14 protein-coding genes and 1 tRNA gene are annotated in these 23,352 nt (G+C 72.6%); 2 read left to right on the forward strand and 13 right to left on the reverse strand.

Translation table 11 applies throughout. From position 1 onward, the window contains the following. The first annotated feature begins 127 nt into the window (after positions 1-127). Positions 128-1,516 carry a tyrosine-type recombinase/integrase gene (locus ACH4K1_RS28320; protein ID WP_398092419.1) on the forward strand — a complete coding sequence of 463 codons (1,389 nt, stop codon included), beginning with the start codon at positions 128-130 and terminating at the stop codon, positions 1,514-1,516. A 44-nt stretch (positions 1,517-1,560) separates the two neighbouring features. On the opposite strand, the gene ACH4K1_RS28325 is transcribed toward ACH4K1_RS28320, so the two are convergent. From ACH4K1_RS28325 to ACH4K1_RS28375, 11 genes are all read right to left on the reverse strand, one after another. Beyond that, positions 1,561-1,637: transfer RNA gene (locus ACH4K1_RS28325), tRNA-Thr, on the reverse strand. A gap of 137 nt (positions 1,638-1,774) precedes the next feature. After that, positions 1,775-3,304, reverse strand: coding sequence for an alpha/beta hydrolase (locus ACH4K1_RS28330; RefSeq protein ID WP_398092420.1), 1,530 nt, complete (start codon positions 3,302-3,304; stop codon positions 1,775-1,777). 117 nt (positions 3,305-3,421) lie between these two features. Continuing rightward, complete coding sequence (locus ACH4K1_RS28335; RefSeq protein WP_398092421.1) at positions 3,422-4,627, reverse strand: DNA polymerase III subunit delta'; 1,206 nt, start codon at positions 4,625-4,627, stop codon at positions 3,422-3,424. A gap of 187 nt (positions 4,628-4,814) precedes the next feature. Next, positions 4,815-8,069 (reverse strand): dTMP kinase, encoded by a 3,255-nt coding sequence (tmk, locus tag ACH4K1_RS28340; RefSeq protein ID WP_398092422.1) that lies wholly within the window; start codon positions 8,067-8,069, stop codon positions 4,815-4,817. 330 nt (positions 8,070-8,399) lie between these two features. After that, positions 8,400-11,294 (reverse strand): type I DNA topoisomerase, encoded by a 2,895-nt coding sequence (gene topA, locus ACH4K1_RS28345; protein ID WP_398092423.1) that lies wholly within the window; start codon positions 11,292-11,294, stop codon positions 8,400-8,402. Between the two features lie 303 nt (positions 11,295-11,597). Next, positions 11,598-11,795 (reverse strand): hypothetical protein, encoded by a 198-nt coding sequence (locus ACH4K1_RS28350; protein ID WP_398092424.1) that lies wholly within the window; start codon positions 11,793-11,795, stop codon positions 11,598-11,600. A gap of 950 nt (positions 11,796-12,745) precedes the next feature. Then, entirely contained in the window at positions 12,746-14,281 is a 1,536-nt protein-coding gene (locus ACH4K1_RS28355; protein WP_398092425.1) for a methyltransferase, read from the reverse strand. A gap of 78 nt (positions 14,282-14,359) precedes the next feature. Continuing rightward, complete coding sequence (locus ACH4K1_RS28360; RefSeq protein WP_398092426.1) at positions 14,360-15,076, reverse strand: small secreted protein; 717 nt, start codon at positions 15,074-15,076, stop codon at positions 14,360-14,362. 360 nt (positions 15,077-15,436) lie between these two features. After that, entirely contained in the window at positions 15,437-17,860 is a 2,424-nt protein-coding gene (locus ACH4K1_RS28365; RefSeq protein WP_398092427.1) for a sodium-translocating pyrophosphatase, read from the reverse strand. A gap of 689 nt (positions 17,861-18,549) precedes the next feature. Further along, positions 18,550-18,993: an ATP-binding protein gene (locus ACH4K1_RS28370; RefSeq protein WP_398092428.1), complete on the reverse strand. Its 444-nt coding sequence runs from the start codon at positions 18,991-18,993 to the stop codon at positions 18,550-18,552. 202 nt (positions 18,994-19,195) lie between these two features. Next, positions 19,196-19,549 (reverse strand): STAS domain-containing protein, encoded by a 354-nt coding sequence (locus ACH4K1_RS28375; RefSeq protein ID WP_003967428.1) that lies wholly within the window; start codon positions 19,547-19,549, stop codon positions 19,196-19,198. A 79-nt stretch (positions 19,550-19,628) separates the two neighbouring features. Between ACH4K1_RS28375 and ACH4K1_RS28380 the strand changes: the two genes are divergently transcribed. Continuing rightward, positions 19,629-22,136 carry a DEAD/DEAH box helicase gene (locus ACH4K1_RS28380; protein ID WP_398092429.1) on the forward strand — a complete coding sequence of 836 codons (2,508 nt, stop codon included), beginning with the start codon at positions 19,629-19,631 and terminating at the stop codon, positions 22,134-22,136. A 60-nt stretch (positions 22,137-22,196) separates the two neighbouring features. Here ACH4K1_RS28380 and ACH4K1_RS28385 read toward each other — a convergent pair whose 3' ends face one another. Both ACH4K1_RS28385 and ACH4K1_RS28390 read right to left on the reverse strand, forming a co-directional pair. Continuing rightward, positions 22,197-22,925 (reverse strand): Rv3654c family TadE-like protein, encoded by a 729-nt coding sequence (locus ACH4K1_RS28385; protein WP_398092430.1) that lies wholly within the window; start codon positions 22,923-22,925, stop codon positions 22,197-22,199. Then, positions 22,922-23,236, reverse strand: coding sequence for a TadE family type IV pilus minor pilin (locus ACH4K1_RS28390; RefSeq protein ID WP_398092431.1), 315 nt, complete (start codon positions 23,234-23,236; stop codon positions 22,922-22,924). Before ACH4K1_RS28390 ends, ACH4K1_RS28385 begins: the two co-directional genes overlap by 4 nt. Positions 23,237-23,352 lie beyond the last annotated feature (116 nt).

Here is a 23,352-nt window from a genome sequence, read left to right on the forward strand (position 1 = left end):
AACATGGCCGCGGAGGTCCCGCATTGGGGCGGGGGTTCGCCGCCGCACCCCCCCCCCCCCGCCACCCCCCCCCCGGCGGGGGGGGGGCCCCCCCCCCCCCCCCCCGCTTCGCCGCACAAGGAGCACGATGAGCCCTCGCAAGGCCAACCTCGAATCGTTCATCTACCGCGGCAGCGACGGCTGGTGGCACGGTCGCGTCACGATGGATACCAAGAACGACGGCAGCCCCGACCGGCGCCACCGGCGCGCCAAAACCGAGGCCGAAGTCAAGCGCAAGGTCCGGGAACTGGAGAAGCTGCGCGACGAGGGGCGGGCCCCTGTCGCCGGGCGCAAACCCACCGTCGAACAGTGGATGACCACCTACCTGACCACCATCGCGAGCCTGAAACTCAAGCCTCGCTCCCTGGACGACTACTGGTCCAAGACCCGGAACGACATTGTCCCCGGGCTCGGACAGCACCGGATCGACAAGCTCCAGCCCGAGCACCTGGAACGCTGCTATGCCGAGTTGCTTCGCGCCGGCCATGCCCCGTCTCACGTCCTCAAGGTGCACCGCATCCTCTCCCGCGCCCTGAAGATCGCCCACCGCCGCCGGATGATCGTGGAGAACGTCGCCACCCTCGTCGACCCGCCCACTGTCGACGAGACCGAAGCCAACCCGTTCACCATGGAAGAGGCCAAAGCCTTCCTCCTCGCGGCGGCGAAGCGGCCGACCTTCATGCGCTGGCTCATCGGCGTCGGTATGGGCTTCCGCCAGGGGGAGAGCCTGGGACTCCGGTGGAAGTACGTGGACCTGGAAGCCGAGCTGTTCCACCCGCAGTGGCAGCTCCAGCGCCTCACCTGGCGCCACGGCTGCGCCGACCCGCACCTCTGCGGCGAACGCCTCCACCGCTTCGATCCCTGCCCGGCGGACTGCACCACGCACAAGACCTACAAGCGCGGCTGCCCGAAGCCGTGCCCGAAGGGCTGCGTACGCCACGCAAGCACCTGTCCGGACCGGAAGGGCGGCGGACTCGCCTTCACCCGGCCCAAGACCAAGAAGAGCCGCAACGCCGTCCCCATCCCCGCCCCCTTCATCCCCTATCTCCGCGACCACAAAGAGCAGCAGACCGCCTTACTGGTGGCGGCCGGGGAGGAGTGGCAGGACTTCGACGCGGTTTTCACGCGCCCGGACGGCCGGCCGATCGATCCCCGGGCCGACTGGGAGGAGTTCAAGGAACTGCTTGAAGAGGCCGGGATCAGCGATCGGCGGCTCTACGACGGCAGCCGCCACACCGCCGGCACGATCCTCAACGAATTGGGGGTGGACATGCCGACCATCATGGAGATCCTCCGCCACACCCAGATCAGCCAGACCCGCCGCTACGTGAAGGGGCGCTCAGCCCTCTCCAAGGACGCCATGCTCCGCATGGGCAACGCCTTCGCGCCGGGGGCTTCCACGGGCCCGTCTGAGACCAGAAGTGAGACCCCCGGCAGTCGCGCGGAGCGCTCACGGCGTCGCCGCCGCATCCGCTGAACCAAAGAAGCCCAGCTCAGAGAAGGTCTGAGCTGGGCTTCGGATGGAGCCGCCTTCGGGATTCGAACCCGAGACCTACGCATTACGAGTGCGTTGCTCTGGCCAACTGAGCTAAGGCGGCGCGCCCCGTCGCACTATGGTGCGATCAGCAGCGGAGCCAAGTCTACACAGTTTCCCGGGGTGCTCCGTACACGGTGTCCCCGGGGGCGTTTTCGCTGGTCAGGGGCGGCCGGGCGGGTCGGGGCCGTGGTGCGGGGGTCAGGTGCACTTCTTGTCGTCCGGGGGCGGGGTGCCCTCCAGGAGATACGTGTTGATCGCCGTGTCGACGCAGTCGCTGCCCCGGCCGTACGCCGTGTGCCCGTCTCCCTCGTAGGTGAGCAGGGTGCCGGAGGAGAGCTGGTCGGCGAGGGACTCGGACCACGTGTACGGGGTGGCCGGGTCGCGGGTGGTGCCGACGACGAGGATCGGGGCGGCCCCCTTCGCCTCCGTGGGGTGCGGGGTGCCGGTGGCCTTGGTGGGCCAGTACGCGCAGTTCAGGGAGGCCCAGGCGAAGCCGCGGCCGAAGACCGGGGACGCCTTCTCGAAGTCCGGGACCGCCTTCTGCACCGCGTCGGGGCCGTCGAAGGCGGGCGGCAGGTCAAGGCAGTTCACGGCGGCGTTGGCGAACATCAGGTTCGCGTACTTCCCGTCCGGCTCGCGCTCATAGTAGCTGTCGGCCAGGGACAGCAGACCGGAGCCGTCGCTGCGCTGCGCGCCCGCCAGCGCCTCACGGAGCTGCGGCCAGGCCGCCTCGTCGTACATGGCGGCGATCACCCCGGTGGTGGCCAGTGCCTCGCCCAGCTTCCGGTCGTCACCGGTCGGTACCGGGTTCGCGTCCAGGTCCTTGAACAGCTGCTTCAGGGCGGTCGCAGCGTCCGCGGGGGAGGTGGTGCCAAGCGGGCAGTCCGGCTGCTTCACGCAGTCGGCGGCGAACGACTGGAACGCCCCCTCGAACCCCGCCGTCTGGTCGCGGTTCATCTCGACGGCCTTGAGGGAGGGGTCCATCGCCCCGTCCAGCACGAGGCGTCCGGCCCGCTTCGGGAAGAGGTCCGCGTACGTGGCGCCGAGGAAGGTCCCGTACGACGCCCCGACGTAGTTCAGCTTCTCGTCGCCGAGGAGGGCCCGCAGGACGTCCATGTCGCGGGCCGTGTCGACGGTGGAGACGTGCGGGAGGATCTTCCCGCTCCGCTTCTCGCACCCGGCGGCGAACTTCTCGAACGCGGCCGTGAGCTTCCGGACCTCCGCCGCGTCGTCCGGAGTCTGGTCGACCTGGGTGTAGGCGTCCATCTCCTTGCCCGTGAGGCATTCGACGGGCTCGCTGCGGGCCACGCCGCGCGGGTCGATGGCCACCATGTCGTAGCGGGCCCGCACCGGAGCCGGGTAACCGAGGGCCGCGTACCCCTGGAGGTAGCCGATCGCGGAGCCGCCCGGGCCGCCCGGGTTCACCAGGAGCGAGCCGATCCGCTTGCCGGGCCCGGTGGCCTTCTTGCGGGAGACCGCGAGGTCGATGTCGCCATCATCCGGATGGTCGTAGTCGCGCGGCGCCTTCATCGTCGCGCACTCGAACCCCTCCACGCCGCAGTCGCGCCAGCTCAGCTTCTGCGTGTAGTACGACGAGAGCCCCTCGGGGGCCGCGGTCCCGGTGGCCGAAGCGTTCGGCGAGGAGCCGCTGCCGCTGCAGCCGGAGATGAGGAGGCCGGCAGTGCCGATCCCGATGCCGAAGGTGCGGAGCAGGCGCCTGGTTTCCATTCCGGGAGCGTATCCGGCAGGTGACGAGTCGTCCGATTCCCTGCTCATTCGGGTGAACAGGTACCCGCCGGCGGCCCCCGGTCCACGCCCACCCGCCCTCCCCGGGTGCGCCGCCGGTCAGCCCGCTCTCAGCGCCATCGTCATCGCCTCCACCGCCAGCAGCGGCGCCACATTGCGGTCCATCGCCTCCCGGCAGGCGATCACCGACTCGATCCTGCGCAGGGTCTGCGCGGGCGTGGAGGACTCCGCGAGCCGGTCGAGGGAGTCCTGCACGTCGGTGTTGGCGATCGCCAGCTTCGAACCGAGCTGGAGCGCCAGCACATCGCGGTAGAACCCGGTCAGCTCGGTCAGCGCCAGGTCCAGGCTGTCGCGCTGCGTACGCGTCTTGCGGCGCTTCTGCTTGTCCTCCAGCTCCTTCATCGCCCCCGCCGTGCCCCGGGGCATCCGACCGCCCGCCACCCCGCCGAGCGCCGCCTTGAGGTCCTCGGTCTCCTTGACGTCGACCTCCTCCGCCATCTGCTTGGCGTCCTCGGTGGCCGTGTCGATCAGCTCCTGGGCCGCCTTGAGGCAGCCGCCGACGTCGGCCACCCGCAGCGGAACCTTCAGCACGGCGGCCCGCCGCGCCCGCGCCCGCTCGTCCGTGGCGAGACGGCGGGCCCGCCCGATGTGCCCCTGGGTGGCGCGCGCCGCCGCGTGCGCCCGCTCGGGGTCGACGCCGTCGCGGCGGATCAGAACGTCCGCCACCGCCTCCACCGCCGGGGTGCTCAGGGTCAGGTGCCGACAGCGGGAGCGGATGGTGGGCAGGACGTCTTCGAGCGAAGGGGCGCACAGCATCCAGACCGTGCGCGGCGCGGGCTCCTCGACGGCCTTCAGCAGGACGTTGCCCGCGCCCTCGGTGAGGCGGTCGGCGTCCTCCAGGACGATGACCTGCCACCGCCCGACCGCCGGGGAGAGCTGGGCGCGGCGGACCAGGTCGCGGGTCTCCTTCACACCGATGGAGAGCAGGTCCGTACGGATGACCTCGACGTCGGCGTGCGTACCGATCAGGCTGGTGTGGCAGCCGTCGCAGAAACCGCAGCCCGGCGCGCCGCCCAGCGCCCGGTCCGGGCTCGTGCACTGGAGCGCGGCGGCGAAGGCGCGCGCCGCCGTGGACCGGCCGGAGCCGGGCGGCCCGGTGAACAGCCAGGCGTGCGTCATCTTGGAGCCCTGGTCCAGCGGCACCCCGTCCGATACGGCGGTGACCAGCGCGTCGGCGTCCTGGGCCGCGGCGGCGAGCTGTTCCCGCACCCGGTCCTGGCCGACCAGGTCGTCCCATACGGTCATGGGGCACCGCCCTTCCGGTGGTGTCGTGCGAAAGCCTGTGACGAGGGAGAGCCTGTGACGGGGGAGGCGGACCGTGCCGCTCCCCCTCCGATGCCCCGTCGGATTCCATTGTGGAGGACGCCGCTGACAACACCGGCCCGCCCGCCCCCGGAGGGACGGGCGGGCCGCACGGTCGCCGTGGGGCGGGTCAGCCGCGCGGACGGCGGCCCCGGCCCCCGCGGCCGTCGTCGTCCTGGCCGCCGAGGAGCTCGTCCGCGAGGGTCGGCAGATCGTCCAGCGGGGTCTCCTCCGCCCAGTCCGGGCGGGGGCGCTTGCGCGGGGACTGCTGCTGCCCGCCGACCGCCGGGGCGTTCGGGTCCTCGATCTGCGGCAGCTCGCGAGTGCGCTCGCTCTCGCTCTCCGCCGGGGGGGCCACCGGTTCCTCGTCCCGGAAGTAGCCCCGGGGCACCCGGTCGGAAGGCCGGTCGTCGCGTACCGGCGGCAGCACGGCCGTCTCGTCCGCCTCACGCACCGGCGGCCACGGGTCCGCCTGCCCCGGGTCCGGAACGCGCGGCAGCATCGCCGTCTCGTCGTCCCCGAGCCCGGAACCCGACCCCGTACCGGAACCGGTTCCGGAACCCGGGCCCCGGCCCGAACCGGAAGCGCGGTCGTCCTCCGGGCGGGCGGTCGGGACCGGCTGGGTGATCTCGTTCGGGTTCACGATCGGCGTGGGGACGGTGAGCTCGTTCTCCGGCACCGACGGCTCCGGCCCGGCCCCGGAGGGCGAGGACGGACGCGAGGACGCCTCCGTACGGGACGCCCGCTCCGCCTCAGCCCGTTCCGCCTCAACCCGCTCGGCCTCGGCCCGCGCCGCCACCGTGCGGGCGGCCGCCTCCTCCTCGGCCCGGCGACGGGCCTCCTCGGCGCGCAGCAGGGCTTCTTCGGCCTTCCGCTGCTTCTCCAGCCGCTCGGCCTCGGCCACCTTGCGGAGCCGGGCCTCCTCCTCGGCCCTCTGCCGCAGCCGCTCCTGTTCTGCCTCGCGGGCCCGTTCCTCGGCCTCCAGCCGGCGCCGGTCCTCCTCGGCGCGGCGGCGAGCCTCCTCGGCACGCTGCCGGGCCTCCTCGGCCTGGCGTTCGGCCTCGCGGCGGCGGGCCTCCTCCAGCTCGCGCTGCTTGCGCTCCTCCTCCTCGGCGCGCAGCCGGGCGAGCTGCTCCTGGCGCTCCTTCTCCAGGCGCTCCTCCTCGGCCTTGCGGGCGGCCTCTTCCTCGGCCTTGCGCCGCGCCTCCTCCTCGGCCTTGCGCCGGGCCTCCTCGATGGCCTCGATCTCGGCCTCGGAGAGCGGGAGGAGCTGGTCGAGCCGGTGGCGTACGACCGTGGTGATCGACTCCGGCTCCTGGCCGGCGTCCACCACCAGGTAGCGGGTCGGGTCGGCCGCGGCCAGGGTCAGGAACCCGGACCGCACCCGCTCGTGGAACTCCGCCGGCTCCGACTCCAGCCGGTCCGGCGCCTCCGTGAACCGCTCCCGCGCCGTCGCGGGGTCGACGTCCAGCAGCACCGTCAGGTGCGGTACGAGACCGCTCGTCGCCCACCGCGAGATCCGGGCGATCTCGGTCGGGGCGAGGTCCCGGCCCGCTCCCTGGTAGGCCACGGAGGAGTCGATGTAACGGTCGGAGATGACGATCGCGCCGCGTTCCAGCGCCGGGCGCACCACGGAGTCGACGTGCTCGGCGCGGTCGGCGGCGTACAGCAGGGCCTCGGCGCGGTTGGAGAGGCCGGCGGAGGAGACGTCGAGCAGGATCGACCGCAGCCGCTTGCCGATCGGGGTGGCCCCGGGCTCCCGGGTCACGACGACCTCGTGGCCCTTGGAGCGGATCCATTCGGCGAGCGCCTCGACCTGGGTGGACTTGCCCGCCCCGTCGCCGCCTTCCAGGACGAGGAAGAAGCCGGTGGCGGCGGGTGCGACCGCCGGGTCGTCGCCGCGCAGCGCCTCGCGCAGGTCCCGGCGCAGCGGCACGCCCGCCCGGTCGTCCGCCTTGGCGAGGACGAGCGCGGCGACGGGCAGCAGCAGCGCGCCGAGCAGCATCAGGGTGAAGGCGGCCCCGCCGTGGGCGAAGACGAAGTCCCCGGCGACCAGGCGGTGGCGCCCTGTCGCGGCGGCCAGCAGGGGGCCGGCGACCGCGCCGAGCGCGACGAGCACCCGGACGACGGCCTGGAGGTGCTCGGTGGTCCGGGCCTGCCGGAGCGCCTCGGTCTCCTGGTCGATCAGGGTGTGCCCGGTGTTCGCGGCGACTCCGGCGGAGTACCCCGCGAGCAGGGCGATGGCCAGCCCGGTCGCGGTGTCCGGCACCAGACCGAGCGCGAGGAGCGAGAGGCCGGTGACGGAGACGGCCAGCGCCAGCAGGCGGCGGCGCGACAGGGCCGGCAGCACCTGGCGGGCGGTGCGGATGCCGAGGGCGGTGCCGCCGGTCAGCCCGAGGATCAGCAACGCGAACGTGGCGGGTCCGCCGCCCAGGTCGTACGCGTGCAGGACGGAGACGGCGGCGGCCGCCGCGACGGCTCCGGCGACGGCGGCGCAGACCGCGACCAGCAGCGGGGTCGCGCCGGTGCGGCCCTTGTCGGGCCCGTTGCCGGTGGCGGGACGGCGCAGGCCCTCCAGCGGGGAACGCGGCCGGGGCGTCCGGTCGGCCGGGAACTCGAGGAAGTACAGGACGGAGATGGAGGCGGCGAAGAGGCCGGCCGCGACGTAGGACCCCAGGGCCGCCTGGTGGAAGGAGAACCACTCCAGGCCGGAGCCGAGGAGGTTGCCGATCAGCGTGGCGGCCAGCAGGACCACCGCGGCGGCGGGAACGGCGAGGAAGTTCGTCCGCAGCGAGAGGCGGCGCAGGGCGTCGAGGTGGTCGGGCAGGGGGCGCACGGCCGCGCCCTCGGGGGGCGGGCCCGGCAGCAGCGCCGGAGCGGCGCTCTCCTTGGCCACGGCCCACAGGCGCTCACCCGCGCCCGTCACGAAGACGGTGATGAGGACCATCATGAGCGCCTTGTCCGGCGTCCAGTCGATCCACAGCGGGGCGACGACCAGCAGCGCCAGGCGCAACCCGTCCACCCCGATCATCAGCCATCGTCGGTCCAGTTTTCCGCCGGGCCCCGTGAGGGACGTCAACGGCCCCAGGAGTACGGCTCCGAAGAGGAGGGTGGAAAGGATCCGGGCGCCGAAGACGGCGGCGACGGCGAAGGCCGCCCCGCGGTATCCGGCGCCGAATGAGCCCTCGAGGACCGCCGCTTGCAGCGACAGCAGCACCAGCACGAGAAGGGCGAGTGCATCGCCGATACCGCCGACGAGCTGGGCGCTCCACAACCGCTTCAGCGGGGGGATGCGCAACAGGGCCCGTACGGCGCGCTCGCGTGAGTCTGCGGCAAGTGTGTCGGAGGTGGGGCTCACGACCGTTGGCTGCTCGGCTCGCGTCATCCGCCCAGCCTATCGGCAGCGGTCCGGTGACTGTCGGCCCGTCCGAACATATGGCCGCAGACGCGTTCCGGCCACGCCCTCGCGAGCGCTTCCCGACCCCGTGCCGCCCGCCCGGGCCCGGCACTCCGCCTACTCGGTCCCGGCACTCCGCCCGCCCGGCGCTGGCACTCCCCCTGCCCGACCCCGGCCACTCCGCCCGCCCGGCCCCGACATTTCGGCGCGCGGTCTCCGGCGCCCGGCCCGCCCGGCCGCCGACGCACCACCGCCCGGCGCCGGGATCACGGGGATCGAGGCGCCGGGCGGCGGAGTGCGGTACGGGCGGCGCGGGGGTCAGTCGTCGGTCGGTGCGGAGGAGGCCGAAGCCGTCTTCTTCGCCGCCGTCGTCTTCTTGGCGGCCGTCTTGGTGGCGGTCGCCTTCTTGGCCGTCGTCGTCTTCTTCGCCGCGGTCTTCTTCGCGGCCGTGGTCTTGGCGGCCGTCGTCTTCTTCGCGGCGGTCTTCTTGGCCGTCGCCTTCTTCGCCGGGGCCTTCTTGGCCGTCTTCTTGGCGGGGCCCTTGGCGCGCTTCTCGGCGAGCAGCTCGTAACCGCGCTCCGGCGTGATCTCCTCGACGCTGTCGCCGGACCGCAGGGTCGCGTTGGTCTCGCCGTCGGTGACGTACGGGCCGAAGCGGCCGTCCTTCACCACGACCGGGGCACCGCTGACGGGGTCGGTGCCCAGCTCCTTCAGCGGCGGCTTGGCCGCGGCCCGCCCGCGCTGCTTGGGCTGCGCGTAGATCGCCAGCGCCTCTTCGAGGGTGATGTCGAAGAGCTGGTCCTCGGAGGTCAGCGACCGGGAGTCGGTGCCCTTCTTGAGGTACGGGCCGTAGCGGCCGTTCTGCGCGGTGATCTCGACGCCCTCGGCGTCGGTGCCGACGACGCGCGGCAGCGACATCAGCTTGAGCGCGTCGGCGAGGGTGACCGTCTCCAGGGACATGGACTTGAAGAGCGAGGCGGTCCGCGGCTTCACCGCGTTCTTGCCGGTCTTCGGCGTCCCCTCGGGCAGCACCTCGGTGACGTAGGGGCCGTAACGCCCGTCCTTGGCGATGATCTGGTGGCCGCTGACCGGGTCCGTGCCCAGCTCGAAGTCGCCGCTGGGCTTGGCCAGCAGCTCCTCGGCCAGCTCGACGGTCAGCTCGTCGGGAGCGAGGTCGTCGGGCACGTCGGCGCGCTGGTGGCCCTCGGCGTCCTTCTCACCTCGCTCGATGTACGGGCCGTAGCGGCCGACGCGGAGCTTGATGCCGTTGCCGACGGGGAAGGAGGAGATCTCCCGGGCGTCGATCGCGCCGAGGTCGGTGACCAGTTCCTTCAGGCCGCCGAGGTGGTCGCCGTCGCCGTTGCCCGCGTCGGAGGCGGAACCGGCGCCGGCCGGGTCGTCACCGGAACCGGACGCTCCGAAGTAGAAGCGCCTGAGCCACGGCACGGACTTGGCCTCGCCCCGCGCGATGCGGTCGAGGTCGTCCTCCATGCGGGCGGTGAAGTCGTAGTCGACGAGCCGGCCGAAGTGCTTCTCCAACAGGTTGACCACGGCGAACGAGAGGAAGGACGGGACGAGCGCCGTGCCCTTCTTGAACACGTACCCGCGGTCCAGGATGGTGCCGATGATCGAGGCGTACGTGGAGGGGCGGCCGATCTCGCGCTCCTCCAGCTCCTTGACCAGGGATGCCTCGGTGTACCGGGCCGGGGGCTTGGTGGCGTGGCCGTCGACCGTGATCTCCTCGGCGGAGAGCGCGTCGCCCTCGGCGACCTGCGGCAGTCGGCGCTCGCGGTCGTCCAGCTCGGCGTTGGGGTCGTCGGCGCCCTCGACGTACGCCTTCATGAAGCCGTGGAAGGTGATCGTCTTGCCGGACGCGGAGAACTCGGCGTCGCGCCCGTCGCTCGCCCGGCCGCCGATCTTGACGGTGACCGAGTTGCCGGTCGCGTCCTTCATCTGGGAGGCGACGGTCCGCTTCCAGATCAGCTCGTACAGCCGGAACTGGTCGCCGGTGAGACCGGTCTCGGCAGGGGTGCGGAAGCGGTCGCCGGAGGGGCGGATCGCCTCGTGCGCCTCCTGAGCGTTCTTGACCTTCCCGGCGTACGTACGCGGCTTGTCGGGAAGGTAGCCCGACCCGTACAGCTGCGTGACCTGCGCCCGCGCGGCGGCGATCGCGGTGTCGGAGAGCGTCGTGGAGTCCGTACGCATATAGGTGATGAAGCCGTTCTCGTACAGCTTCTGCGCCACCTGCATGGTCGCCTTGGCCCCGAAGCCCAGCTTGCGGCTCGCCTCCTGCTGGAGGGTCGTGGTCCGGAAGGGGGCGTAGGGGGAGCGGCGGTAGGGCTTCGACTCGACGGAGCGGACCGCGAAGGAGGAGTCGGCGAGCGCGGCGGCCAGCGCGCGGGCGTTCGCCTCGTCCAGGTGGAGGGTCTGGGCGGAGCCGGCCTTGAGCTGCCCGTCGGGGCCGAAGTCGCGGCCCTGGGCGATACGGCGGCCGTCGACCGCGCTGAGGCGGGCGGTGAGGTTCGAGGGGTCGGAGGCGTCACCGGTGCGGCCGGTGGCGAACTTTCCGGTCAGGTCCCAGTACTCGGCGGAGCGGAAGGCGATGCGCTCGCGCTCCCGCTCGACGACGAGCCGGGTGGCGACGGACTGGACGCGGCCCGCCGAGAGCTTCGGCATGACCTTCTTCCACAGGACCGGCGAGACCTCGTAGCCGTAGAGGCGGTCGAGGATGCGGCGGGTCTCCTGGGCGTCGACCATGCGCTGGTTGAGCTCGCGCGGGTTGGCGACGGCGGCCCGGATCGCCTCCTTGGTGATCTCGTGGAAGACCATCCGGTGGACCGGGACCTTGGGCTTGAGCACTTCCTGGAGGTGCCACGCGATGGCTTCGCCCTCGCGGTCCTCATCGGTGGCGAGGAAGAGTTCGTCGGACTCGGCCAGCAGCTGCTTGAGCTTCCTGACCTGGGCCTTCTTGTCGGCGTTGACGACGTAGACGGGCTGGAAGTCGTGTTCGACGTCCACCCCGAGGCGGCGTACCTCGCCGGTGTACTCGTCCGGGACCTCGGCCGCGCCGTTCGGGAGGTCGCGGATGTGCCCGACGCTCGCCTCGACGACGTATCCGGGGCCGAGATAGCCCTTGATCGTCTTCGCCTTGGCAGGCGACTCGACGATGACGAGTCGGCGGCCGCCCTGTGCGGTCTCGCTGGTCGGGGACAACTTCGCTCTTCTCTCCGGTCGACACTCGATGGGCATCCGGGCGGACGTCATGACGCCGCCGAGGTGCTGTCGCTGCGGAGTGTGACGGTACAACCCGCCCCCGTGTCAAACGGCAAAAGCCCGCAACGGCCACTCGAACGGTAACCCGACTTCCGCCATTCCTGCCGCCCGGACCGCCGGGTCCGTGGTGGCCGGGGCTCCGGCCTGGGGCTTTCGGGAGCGGGCGGGTTCTCCGCCGGGCGGCCCTCGGCCATCCCGGCGGGCGGCCGGTCGTCCGGGGCTGTACGCCACCGGGACAGGGGGTCAGACGAGCGTGAGGACCCACACGCCGAGGCCGAGGGAGACTACGCCGAAGATCGTGGTGAGTGCGGTGGAGGCGACGGGGCTCACATCGTGCGCCACCGGCGCGCGGTGCAGGGCTCGCGCCCCTGTCCAGACCAGGAGGGCGGCGCCGAACAGCGACAGGGCCGTGCCGGCGAAGAATGCTGAGACGCTCTCCATGTCGTACCCCTAGCCCGTCGTGCGGCCCGTCGCACGGCCTTTCGTGCGGTCCGCCGTGCGGCCTGTGGAGCGGCCTGCCGGGGCGAGCCGACCGGGGCGGGCCGGAGCGTCGGAGCCGGGCCTCGGCGGCCCGGCACGGGGAGGTTGTCACCCCGGGGCATCGCCCACACGAACCCGGGATGAACAGCACTCCCCCGCCGCCCGACGCAACCCCACCGGGCGCACGCACCGCACCGGGCGCACGCACCGCCCGGCCGCATGCGCCGCACCGTCCGCACGCGCCGGGGTGCACCGCACGGGGTGCATCGCACGGGGTGCACCGCAGCGGGCGGGCCCGGGGGAGGGCGGGGCGGCGGCAAGGGCCCCGGGGGCCGGGAGGGGCGGGGAGGACGAGGACGGGCCCGGCGGGGTGCCATGGTCGCAGTCCGGCGGGGTGCCAGGGGCGCGGCCCGGCGGGACGGGAACACGGATCGCGCCGGGGCCGGACCGCCCCGTGACCGGAATGTGCGGGCCGGGCGCGCCGCAACCCCCACGGCACACGAACACGCTGGCCGACAGGGGCAACGCACCTCGCACGGTGGTCAGAACCCACCGGTACCGGAAGGCACCGGACCCGCCCCGTCCGGCACCCGCCCGGAGAGCCGGGGCCGGCCGCCGGCACCCCCCGCGGTACGACGCCCGGCAGCCGTGCCCGGCCCACGGGGCCAGCCGGCCTGCTCCCCCGCGTCCCCCTCTCCGGCACGGGCTCACTGGGCCCGCCGCACGACGTCCGGTGCCGGGTCACTGAGTCCGCGTTACGACGTCCGACACCAGGCCGATGGCCCCGCCGCACGACATCCGACACCAGGCCGATGGCCCCGCCGCACGACATCCGGCGCCGGGTCACGCGTCCCAGCCCGCCCCGTCCGGCGCAGAGCCCCGTGCGCTCGTCACCGCCTCCGGCGCCGGGGTCACTCGCCCCGCGTCACCGCGTCCGGCGCCGGCTCCAGGAAGCCCTCCTCCACTAGCAGCCGGATCGCCTGCGGGGTGCGGTCGCGCAGGAGCACGGGGTCCTCGGCCATCAGCTGCGCGATGGCGTCCAGGATGCGTCCGGCGGGCAGCGAGCCGTCGCACACGCCCGCGAACCCGGCGGCCACCGCGTCCACCTTGGTCGCCCGCATCATGCCGCGGTGCTGGCGGAGCACCACATGCTCGGGGTCCTCCGCGCCCGGCAGTCCGACCTGCTCCTGCACGACCTCCCCGGCGAGGACGAAGTGGCCCGCGAGCAGCGCCGCGTCGTCCTGGTCGCGGAGGTAGTCCTGGCGGGCGAAGTGCTCCTGAACGGCCTGACCGAGCGGCTGTTGCACCGCGTGCGGCCACTCCTCGACGACGATCGAGGGGTTCCCGGCCGCCGCCGCGGCGGATTTGCGCAGGGTGATCCAGCCGAACCCGACGGCCGTGGTGCCCCGCTCCTCGAACTCGTCGAGCCACGCCTCGTACCGCTCGTCGTACTCGGCGGGGTCGCTGCGGTGGTCGCCGCTGTCCCGCAGCCACAGCTCGGCGTACTGCGTGACGTCCTGGACCTCGCGCTGGACGATCCAGGCGTCGCAGCCGTGCGGCACCCAGGAGCGGAGCCGGTCCTGCCACTCCTCGCCCTCCACGTGCTGCCAGTTGGCGAGGAACTGGGCGTACCCCCCCTCGTTCAGGTGAGCGCCCGCCTGCCGCACCAGCGTCCGGCACAGGTCGTCCCCGCCCATACCGCCGTCCCGGTAGGTGAGGCGGGCGCCGGGCGAGATGACGAAGGGCGGGTTGGAGACGATCAGGTCGAACGTCTCGGAGCCCACCGGCTCGAAGAGGGAGCCCTCGCGCAGGTCGGCGGGGGCGGCGCCGGACAGGGCGAGGGTGAGCCGGGTGAACTCCAGCGCACGGGGGTTGAGGTCGGTGGCGGTGACCCGGGTCGCGTACGGGGCGGCGTGCAGCGCCTGGATGCCGGAACCCGTTCCGAGGTCGAGCGCCGAGGCGACCGGCGTACGCACGGTGATCCCGGCGAGGGTGGTGGAGGCGCCGCCGACGCCCAGGACGACGCCTTCCTCACGCGAGCCGATCCCGCCCGCCCCGCCGACCGCGCAGCCGAGGTCGGACACGATGAACCAGTCCTCGCCGTCGGGTCCCCCGTACGGCCGTACGTCGACGCACGCCCGGACCTCCCCGTCCGCAGCGCCCTCGCGGGACACCCAGCCGTCCGCGACGCACACGGCCAGCGGCAGGGCCGCACGGGCCCGCTCCTCGGCGACGGGGCGCTGCAGAAGGAACAACCGCACCAGCGTGTCGAGCGGGTCGTCGCCCCGAGTGGCCCGCAGGGCGGGGACGGTCTCGCTGCGGGCGAGGGCGGCGTAGGCGGGCGCGCCGAGCCGGTCGAGGAGCCCGTCCGCGGTGAAGTCCGCGGCGAGCAGGGCCTCACGGAGGTCGGCGGCGTGGTCGGGGGCGGGAAGGCTGCTCTTACTCACCCCTCCATTGTGTCCGCTCCCACCGACAACGGCAGCGGCCCGGCCGCCCACCGGGCGCCCGGGCCGCGAGAGCGGTGCTCAGTCCTTCTTCCCGGAGGAGTCCTTGCCGGAGGAGTTCTTGTCGGAGGAGTCCTTCTCCGACGCGTCCTGGTCCGAGGAGTCCTTGCGTGTGGCGTCCTCGGCGTCGGGGGCCGCGCCTTCCGCGGACCCGTCACCGCCGGTCGCCCCGGAACCGGAGGGTCCGGTCGAGGCGGGCTGCTTCTGGCAGCCCTTCTGCTTCGACATCGCGACGCCGACCTTGCCGGACTCCAACTTCTTCATGGCCTGGTTACCGCCGGTGCTGATCCTCTCCAGCTCGTTGGCGATGGTCTTCAGCCCGTCGGAGAACTTGTGCTGGTCCTTGATGTCGACCGCCTCGACCTTGGTCTTCAGCTCGGCGTACTCCTTGGAAGAGGCGTTGAGCTCCTTCATCGCCGCCTTCTGCGTGGCCTCGCCGTCGTCGACCGGCGGCGGGCCGACCTCGCCCACGGCCGTGCCCAGCGCCTTGTACGCGTCGGACATCTGCTGGAAGGCGACCGAGTCGGTCTGCTGGACCTCGGCGGGCGGGTCGTTGTCCTGGGTCTTCTGCCCGATGGCGGCGTTGGCCTTGTCGATCTTCTGGAGTTGCGGCTGGGCCTGGGCACAGAACTTCTTGGCCCAGTCGTTGACCTTGTCGTCGCCGTCGTCGCCACAACCCGACAGCGTCAGTACGAGTACCGCACCGCCGGACAGCGCGGCTGCAAGCTTCTTGTTCACCGGTTTGGTCCCTTCCAAGGCTCTCGGCCCGGAACTTACACGCCGACGGTCCGGGGGCCGGGTGCCGGTCAACCGGTGTGCACCCTTTTGAAGCCATTTGCACCAAGCGAAATGAGGGGGACGCCACTCATACAGAAATGCGTACGCATGGACGGACACCCCTCCGAACGGGGGAAGGGAGCGGACCCGAAAGAAGGAAAGGCGGGCAGGGCGGTCCCCAGGGGTGGACGGCACGTCAGCACGCACCGTCCGCCACCTCCTTGACCTCCTGTCACACCGGTACGGAACCGTCGGCTCCCCTGCACGCACGGATGCGCGTACGAACGTGCGCGGGCAGACGTGTACGAACGCGGTTACGGATCACGGGGCCACCGCGGGTCCGGGTGTGGAAGGCGACGGCCCGCCGCCCGGGGCGTCGTCGTCTCCCACGGTGACGCCCCGCCGCTTGGATACGTACACCGCGCCGACGATGACCCCGATGGCGACGGCGGCCACCAGCGCCCGGACCCAGGGGTTCGCGTCCGTGCCATAGCTGAACTGGACGATCGCGGGGGCGATGAGCAGGGCGACCAGGTTCATCACTTTGAGGAGCGGGTTGATCGCCGGGCCCGCCGTGTCCTTGAACGGATCGCCGACCGTATCGCCGATGACGGTCGCGGCATGGGCCTCGCTCCCCTTGCCGCCGTGGTGGCCGTCCTCCACGAGCTTCTTGGCGTTGTCCCAGGCGCCGCCGGAGTTGGCGAGGAACACCGCCATCAGCGTGCCGGTGCCGATCGCGCCCGCGAGGTACGAGCCGAGCGCGCCGACACCGAGGGTGAAGCCGACCGCGATCGGCGCCAGTACCGCGAGGAGCCCGGGCGTGGCCAGTTCACGCAGGGCGTCACGGGTGCAGATGTCCACGACGCGGCCGTACTCCGGCTTCTCCGAGTAGTCCATGATCCCGGGGTGCTCGCGGAACTGCCGCCTGACCTCATGGACCACGGACCCGGCGGACCGGGACACCGCGTTGATGGCCAGTCCGGAAAAGAGGAAGACGACCGCCGCGCCCAGGATCAGGCCGACGAGGTTGTTGGGCTGGGAGATGTCCAGGCTCAGCCCCAGCTCACCCGCCCCGGCCCCCACGTCCGCGACGGCGGTGGCGATGGCGTCCCGGTAGGAGCCGAAGAGCGCCGCCGCCGCCAGGACGGCGGTGGCGATGGCGATGCCCTTGGTGATGGCCTTGGTCGTGTTGCCGACCGCGTCCAGGTCGGTGAGGACCTGGGCGCCGGCCCCCGTGACGTCCCCGGACATCTCCGCGATGCCCTGGGCGTTGTCGGAGACCGGCCCGAAGGTGTCCATGGCCACGATGACGCCCACCGTGGTCAGCAGCCCCGTACCCGCCAGCGCGACCGCGAAGAGCGCCAGCATGATCGACGTACCGCCCAGCAGGAACGCCCCGTAGACCCCGAGGCCGATCAGCAGCGCCGTGTAGACCGCCGACTCCAGTCCGATGGAGATGCCCGCCAGCACCACGGTGGCCGGGCCGGTGAGCGAGGACTTCCCGATGTCCCGGACGGGACGGCGATCGGTCTCGGTGAAGTAGCCGGTGAGCTGCTGGATGAGCGCGGCCAGGACGATGCCGATGGCCACCGCCACCAGGGCGAAGACCCGTGGATCGCCGCCGTGCGCGGTGATCGCCCCGTCGGTGACCCCGTCCAGCTCGGCGTACGAGGAGGGCAGGTAACCGAAGGCGGCCACGGCCACCAGGGCGAGCGAGATCGCGGCGGAGATGAAGAAGCCTCGGTTGATCGCCGTCATCCCGCCGCGGTCGGAGCGGCGCGGGGCGACCGCGAAGATGCCGATCATCGCGGTGACGACGCCGATCGCCGGGACCATCAGGGGGAAGGCGAGACCGGAGTCGCCGAAGGCGGCCGTGCCCAGGATGAGGGCGGCGACGAGCGTCACGGCGTACGACTCGAAGAGGTCGGCGGCCATGCCCGCGCAGTCGCCGACGTTGTCGCCCACGTTGTCGGCGATGGTGGCGGCGTTGCGGGGATCGTCCTCCGGGATCCCCTGCTCCACCTTGCCCACCAGGTCGGCGCCCACGTCCGCGGCCTTGGTGAAGATGCCGCCGCCGACCCTCATGAACATGGCGATGAGCGCCGCACCGAGGCCGAACCCCTCCAGCACCTTGGGAGCGTCGGCGGCGTAGACGAGCACCACGCAGGACGCCCCGAGCAACCCGAGTCCCACCGTGAACATTCCGACCACGCCGCCGGTACGAAAAGCGATCTTCATCGCTTTGTGCGAGACGGCGGTGAGATCCTTTTCCGCTTCGCCTTCCACCGGGGTCGCCTCACGCGCCGCTGCCGCCACACGCACATTGCTCCGCACGGCGAGCCGCATACCGATGTATCCGGTCGCCGCCGAGAAAAGCGCGCCCACCAGGAAGAAGAGGGAACGCCCCAGCCGCTGCGACCAGGTGTCGGCCGGCAACAGGAACAACAGGAAGAACACGACGACGGAGAAGACGCCGACCGTACGCAGTTGTCGGGCCAGATAGGCGTTCGCGCCCTCCTGGACCGCCGCGGCGATCTCCTTCATGCGCTCGGTGCCCTCCCCGGCTGCCAGAACCTGGCGTACGAGCAGCTGGGCCACGACCAGCGCGGCGACGGCGACCACCGCCACCGCGATCACGATCAGCCGGTTGCCGTCGGTGAGTACCGCCGCGAGAGAGGCCGGCCGGTCGGAAAACACGGATTCTTGCGCCAGTGCCGCCGTGGGGGTGATGAGGAACTCCGCCATACGTCCTCCTTGATGCTCAAAGCTCAAGTCGTGGACGGATTGTAGGGAGCGGAACCCGATCAAAACAGTGGGTGGGAGGAGAATTGACCGCACTCCCCCCGACGCCGAAAGATCAACGGAAGGATTCACCTCGAATGCAGTAATACGGTAGAAGCATTACGCGCACGATCCTCATAAAAAACGACCCTGTTCAGCCACCCCGAAGGCCACAGAAACCTCGTCCCCTACGCGGCGCCCAGGGCGGGGCCCGGGGAGTCGAGGCCCGGGTGCCGGGTGCCGGGGCCGGAGGCCCGGAGGCCCGGAGGCCCGGCCGACATTCCACCCGGGGGAAGGGGCCGCCGGGTCGGGGCCGGGGTGCCGGAACGCCGGGGCAAGGGAACCCGGGGCACGGGAAGCCGGGGCACCGGAACGGCGAAGAATCCGGGAAACCGCAGGGCTGCGGGGACCTCAGGTGGTCGTCGTCGCCCGGAGCCGTGGGGACCACGCCGTCTTCGGCCGCACACGGGCCTCGGAACCGGGTCCGGGCCACCGCGGCTACGACGCGGTGGCTCAGGAGGCCGGCCCCCCACGGGAAGTCAGGGCCCCGGCGCTGCCACCGTGGGCATCACCGCGGGCCACAGGGGTGCGCGGCCAAACCAGCGCTCCACGGCGGGCCCTCTGTCCACGGCGCGTGGCTCCGGGGCCGGCCCTCAGGTCGGTAGCGTGGCGTCAGCGGTGGGCCAGCTCATGCGGATCACTCCGCCGCCCGCGCCTGAGCGGACCTCCATGTCGTCGACGAGGCCGCTGATGACCGCGAGGCCCATCTCGTCCTCGCCCTCGCCGTCCGTCTCGGGTCCGGGCCGGTCCAAGCCCTCCTCGGGGCCGACGGGCTCCGCACCGGGCCCGGGGACGCTGTCCCCGACCTCGATGGAGAACGCCTTCTCCTCCTCGGTCAACGCCACGCTGACCGGCTCGGTGATGCCGTGACTGCGATGCAACCCGACCGCGCGGCTGCACGCCTCGCCGACCGCGAGTCTGACCTCGTCGAGCACCGCCTCGTCCACACCGGCCCTGCGCGCCACGGCGGCCGCCACCAGGCGGGCCGTCCTGACATGTTCAGGCTGGGCGCTGAAACGGAGTTCAACGGTGGCCATGCCATCCCCCCTCGAAGGTTCTCGGGCGTACGACTCAGGGGCCCCGGGCGTGTCGCCCGGCACCCCTGCTCTCCTCCTCCGGAAGCCGACAAAGCCGACAGCCGACCCGAAGGTCGACCGCCTGCCCGTCACGGCCCACGCGCTGCCGCTGCCGGTCCGTTCACTGCCTGCCGGCCGGCCCGCGGGCCGGCCCGCTCCGACCTCAGTCGGTGGCGGCGACAGCCTCGTCGACCGTGGTGTGAATCGGGAACACCTTGGTCAGGCCCGTGATCCGGAAGATCTTGAGAATGCGCTCCTGGTTGCAGACCAGGCGCAGCGAGCCCTCATGAGCCCGGACACGCTTCAGGCCGCCCACGAGCACGCCGAGGCCGGTGGAGTCGAGAAAGTCGACGCCTTCCATGTCGACAACCAGGTGGTAGCTGCCGTCATTCACCAACTCGACCAACTGCTCGCGCAGCTTGGGCGCGGTATACACATCAATCTCGCCACCGACCTCGACGACCGTACGGTCGCCACCAGGTCCGGACACATTGCGAGTCGACAGGGACAGGTCCACGGATCCTCCAGCACCTTGCTATCGAGCGGTCGCCCCTCGGTCTCCCCGACGGAGGCCAGGGGACGGATCGCCAGCCGCGATGGCATTCAATCACTTACCAGCAGCCATGCACGACGCCTTGGGACCATTGTCCGTCACGCCAGTGACACACTCGGTGCCGATGGCCAAGAATCATCGTCCCGGACGACCACCCGAGAGTGGGGACTCGCGCCCCTCTCCCACCATGATCCTCGACCGGCTCGCCGCAGGGGCGGGCCGGGCCGCGCGCATCACTCATACGGAGCACCTGCCCCCGAGACCGGGAACCCATGCCATCTGGCCGGATCGCATCCGGCCAGAAGTGATCTCCGCAATCGAGAAGGCCGGGATCGCCCATCCGTGGGCGCACCAGGCGGCCGCCGCCGAACATGCGCTGGACGGCGCGTCCGTGGTGATCGCCACCGGTACGGCGTCCGGAAAGTCCCTCGCGTACCTCGCGCCGGTCCTCAGCACCCTGCTGGGCGGCTCCGAGGCCCCGAACGGCCGCGGGGCCACCGCCCTGTACCTCGCTCCCACCAAGGCCCTGGCGGCCGACCAGCGCCGCTCGGTGAAAGCGCTCGCCGCCCCGCTCGGCAACGCGTTCCGGCCCGCGGTCTACGACGGCGACACCCCGGTCGAGGAACGCGAGTGGGTCCGCCAGTACGCGAACTACGTCCTGACCAACCCCGACATGCTGCACAGGGGAATCCTGCCCTCCCATCCCCGCTGGGCGGCCTTCCTGCGGGCCCTGCGGTTCGTCGTGATCGACGAATGCCACACCTACCGGGGCGTCTTCGGCTCCCACGTCGCCCAGGTCCTGCGTCGCCTGCGCCGCCTGTGCGCCCGCTACGGAGCCGATCCGGTCTTCCTGCTGGCCTCGGCCACGGCGGCGGACCCCGCGGTCGCAGCCGGTCGCCTGACGGGCCTGCCGGTCGTCGAGGTCTCCGACGACGCCTCTCCGCGCGGCGAACTGGTCTTCGCCCTCTGGGAGCCCCCGCTGACCGAACTGCACGGCGAGAAGGGCGCCCCTGTACGCCGTACCGCGACGGCCGAGACCGCCGACCTCCTCACCGACCTCACCCGGCAGGGCGTCCGCTCGGTCGCCTTCGTACGCTCCCGGCGCGGCGCGGAACTGATCTCGGTGATCGCCAAGGAACGGCTCGCGGAGATCGACCGCTCGCTGCCGAACCGGGTCGCCGCCTACCGCGGGGGTTACCTCCCCGAGGAGCGCCGGGCCCTGGAGCGGGCGCTGCACTCCGGCGAGCTCCTCGGTCTGGCGGCCACCACCGCCCTGGAACTCGGCATCGACGTCTCCGGCCTCGATTCGGTCGTCATCTGCGGCTATCCGGGCACGCGCGCCTCCCTCTGGCAGCAGGCGGGCCGGGCCGGCCGTTCGGGTCAAGGCGCCCTGGCCGTCCTCGTCGCCCGGGACGACCCGCTGGACACGTACCTGGTCCACCACCCCGAGGCGTTGTTCCGGCAGCCCGTCGAGTCGACGGTGCTGGACCCGGACAACCCCTACGTCCTGGCCCCCCACCTCTGCGCGGCCGCCGCCGAGCTGCCCCTCACCGAGCCCGACATCGCGCTCTTCGGTCCGGCGGCACCCGAGCTGTTGCCACAGTTGGAGGCCGCGAAACTACTGCGCAAGCGCCCGTCGGGCTGGCACTGGACCCGCCGCGAACGGGCCGCCGACCTCGCCGACATCCGGGGCGGGGGCGGCCGGCCGGTCCAGATCGTCGAAGAGGGCACCGGCCGCCTGCTCGGCACCGTCGACGCGGCCGCCGCCCACACGGCGGTTCACGAGGGCGCAGTCCACCTCCACCAGGGCCGCACCCACCTGGTCCGCAAACTGGACCTGGAGGACTCCGTGGCCCTGGTCGAACAGGCCGACCCGCCCTACTCGACGGACGCCCGCGACACCACGGCCATCACCGTCCTGGAGACCGACACCGAGATCCCCTGGGGTCAGGGACGGCTCTGCTACGGCTCCGTCGAGGTCACCAACCAGGTCGTCTCCTTCCTCCGCCGGAAACTGATCACCGGGGAGGTCCTGGGCGAGACCAAACTCGACCTGCCTCCCCGCACCCTGCGCACCCGCGCCGTCTGGTGGACGGTCACCGAGGACCAGCTCGACGCGGCCCGGATCAACCCGGAGATCCTCGGCGGCGCGCTCCACGCCGCCGAACACGCGTCGATCGGCCTGCTGCCCCTCTTCGCCACCTGCGACCGCTGGGACATCGGCGGCGTCTCCGTGCCGCTGCACCCGGACACTCTGCTGCCGACGGTCTTCGTGTACGACGGCCACCCGGGCGGCGCCGGATTCGCCGAGCGGGCCTTCCACACCGCCCGCACCTGGCTGACGGCGACCCGGGAGGCCATCGCGTCCTGCGAGTGCGACGCGGGGTGCCCCTCCTGCATCCAGTCCCCCAAGTGCGGCAACGGCAACGAGCCCCTGCACAAACGGGGAGCCGTCCGCCTGCTCACCGAACTCCTCCGGTCCGCGCCCTCTGCTCCGGAACCGGAGGGAGCGTCCGACCCGAAGGCCGACCCGCCCGGCACCCCGCCGTAGGAGAGGCCCCGTCGGCAACGGGCGGGGCACACCAGCCCGCCTCCCGCCGCCCTCAAAGGCTCACCCGCCCCCGACCTGCGTACCCGCCCCGTCTCCATCACCCTCCTCAAGGGGTCGCGCGTCCCCGCCCGGCGTATCCGTGTCGTCGCCCCGCGACCCCTCGCCCACACTCGGGCCGGCCCCAGCCCCAGCCCCCGTCTCAGCCCCAGCCCCCGCCCTCGTCCCGGTCCCCGTCCCAGGGCCGCCCGGGCCGGCCCGTGCTCTGACGGCGGGTGTATACGGGCCGAACCGCGCACGGGCGGTCACATCGGCGATCTCTCCGTCCACCGCGCAGCGGGCGAGTTCGCCGCCCTGCGCCAAGGCCACTCTCCGGGCAGCCTCACATGCCACCACTCCTCCCTCCAGCGCCCGGTCCGCCGCCGCGAGCGCCGCCAGGTCGGCTGCTCCGCCCGCCCGGTGTCGGGCAGCCACGGCTTGCCCCAAGGCGAGCACGAGGGCGAACACAGTGCACAGCACGGTGGCGGTGACGGCAACCCACACCGTCGCCACTCCCCGGTCCACCCCCGGAGCCATCACCCGGACTCCAGCCCGCTCCACGCCCGAAGCCGCGCCACGGCCCACCCGGCCCGCGCCCGAGACCACTCCGCCGCCCGTCCCCCGGCCCACGCCCGAAGCCACCGGCCGGCCCCCGTCCTGAACCGCGCCCCTGCCCCGCTCCTCGGGCGACCTGCGCAAGGGCCCGCCCGGCCATCGGCTCAGGCGCCGCCTCCCCTTCCTTCTCGCCCTCATGGGGCCGCGCCTCCCACCACGTCCTCGGCCAGAGCGGCGGCCTCGGCACTCAGCGTCAAAGCCAGCGCCCCCGGCCCCGGGGTCGGTGCCTCCACCCGGACCCGCCACATGTCGCCCGCCCGCCCCACCTCCACCCGGGCGCCGCGGGGCGCGGCATCACGCACCGCCCCCACCACCGCCTCCTCCGGCTCCGAACGGGCCGCGGCTCGCGCCCCCGCCCGCGCCGCGTCCACGCACCGGATCTGGTCGGAGGCCGCCACGAGCGCCCAGAGCAGCGCCAGGGCGAAGGCCACCAGCACCGGGATCACCACGGCCGCCTCCGCCGTCACCGCCCCCCGGTCCCCGCCGATCAGAGGCCGATCCCGGCGCGCGCCCCGGCGGGCCCCCGGGAGAAGGTCCCGGAAGAGAAACCGGCCCCGGCACCGGA

It is taken from the genome of Streptomyces sp. NPDC017448 (assembly GCF_044330565.1).
Classification (GTDB): Bacteria; Actinomycetota; Actinomycetes; order Streptomycetales; family Streptomycetaceae; genus Streptomyces.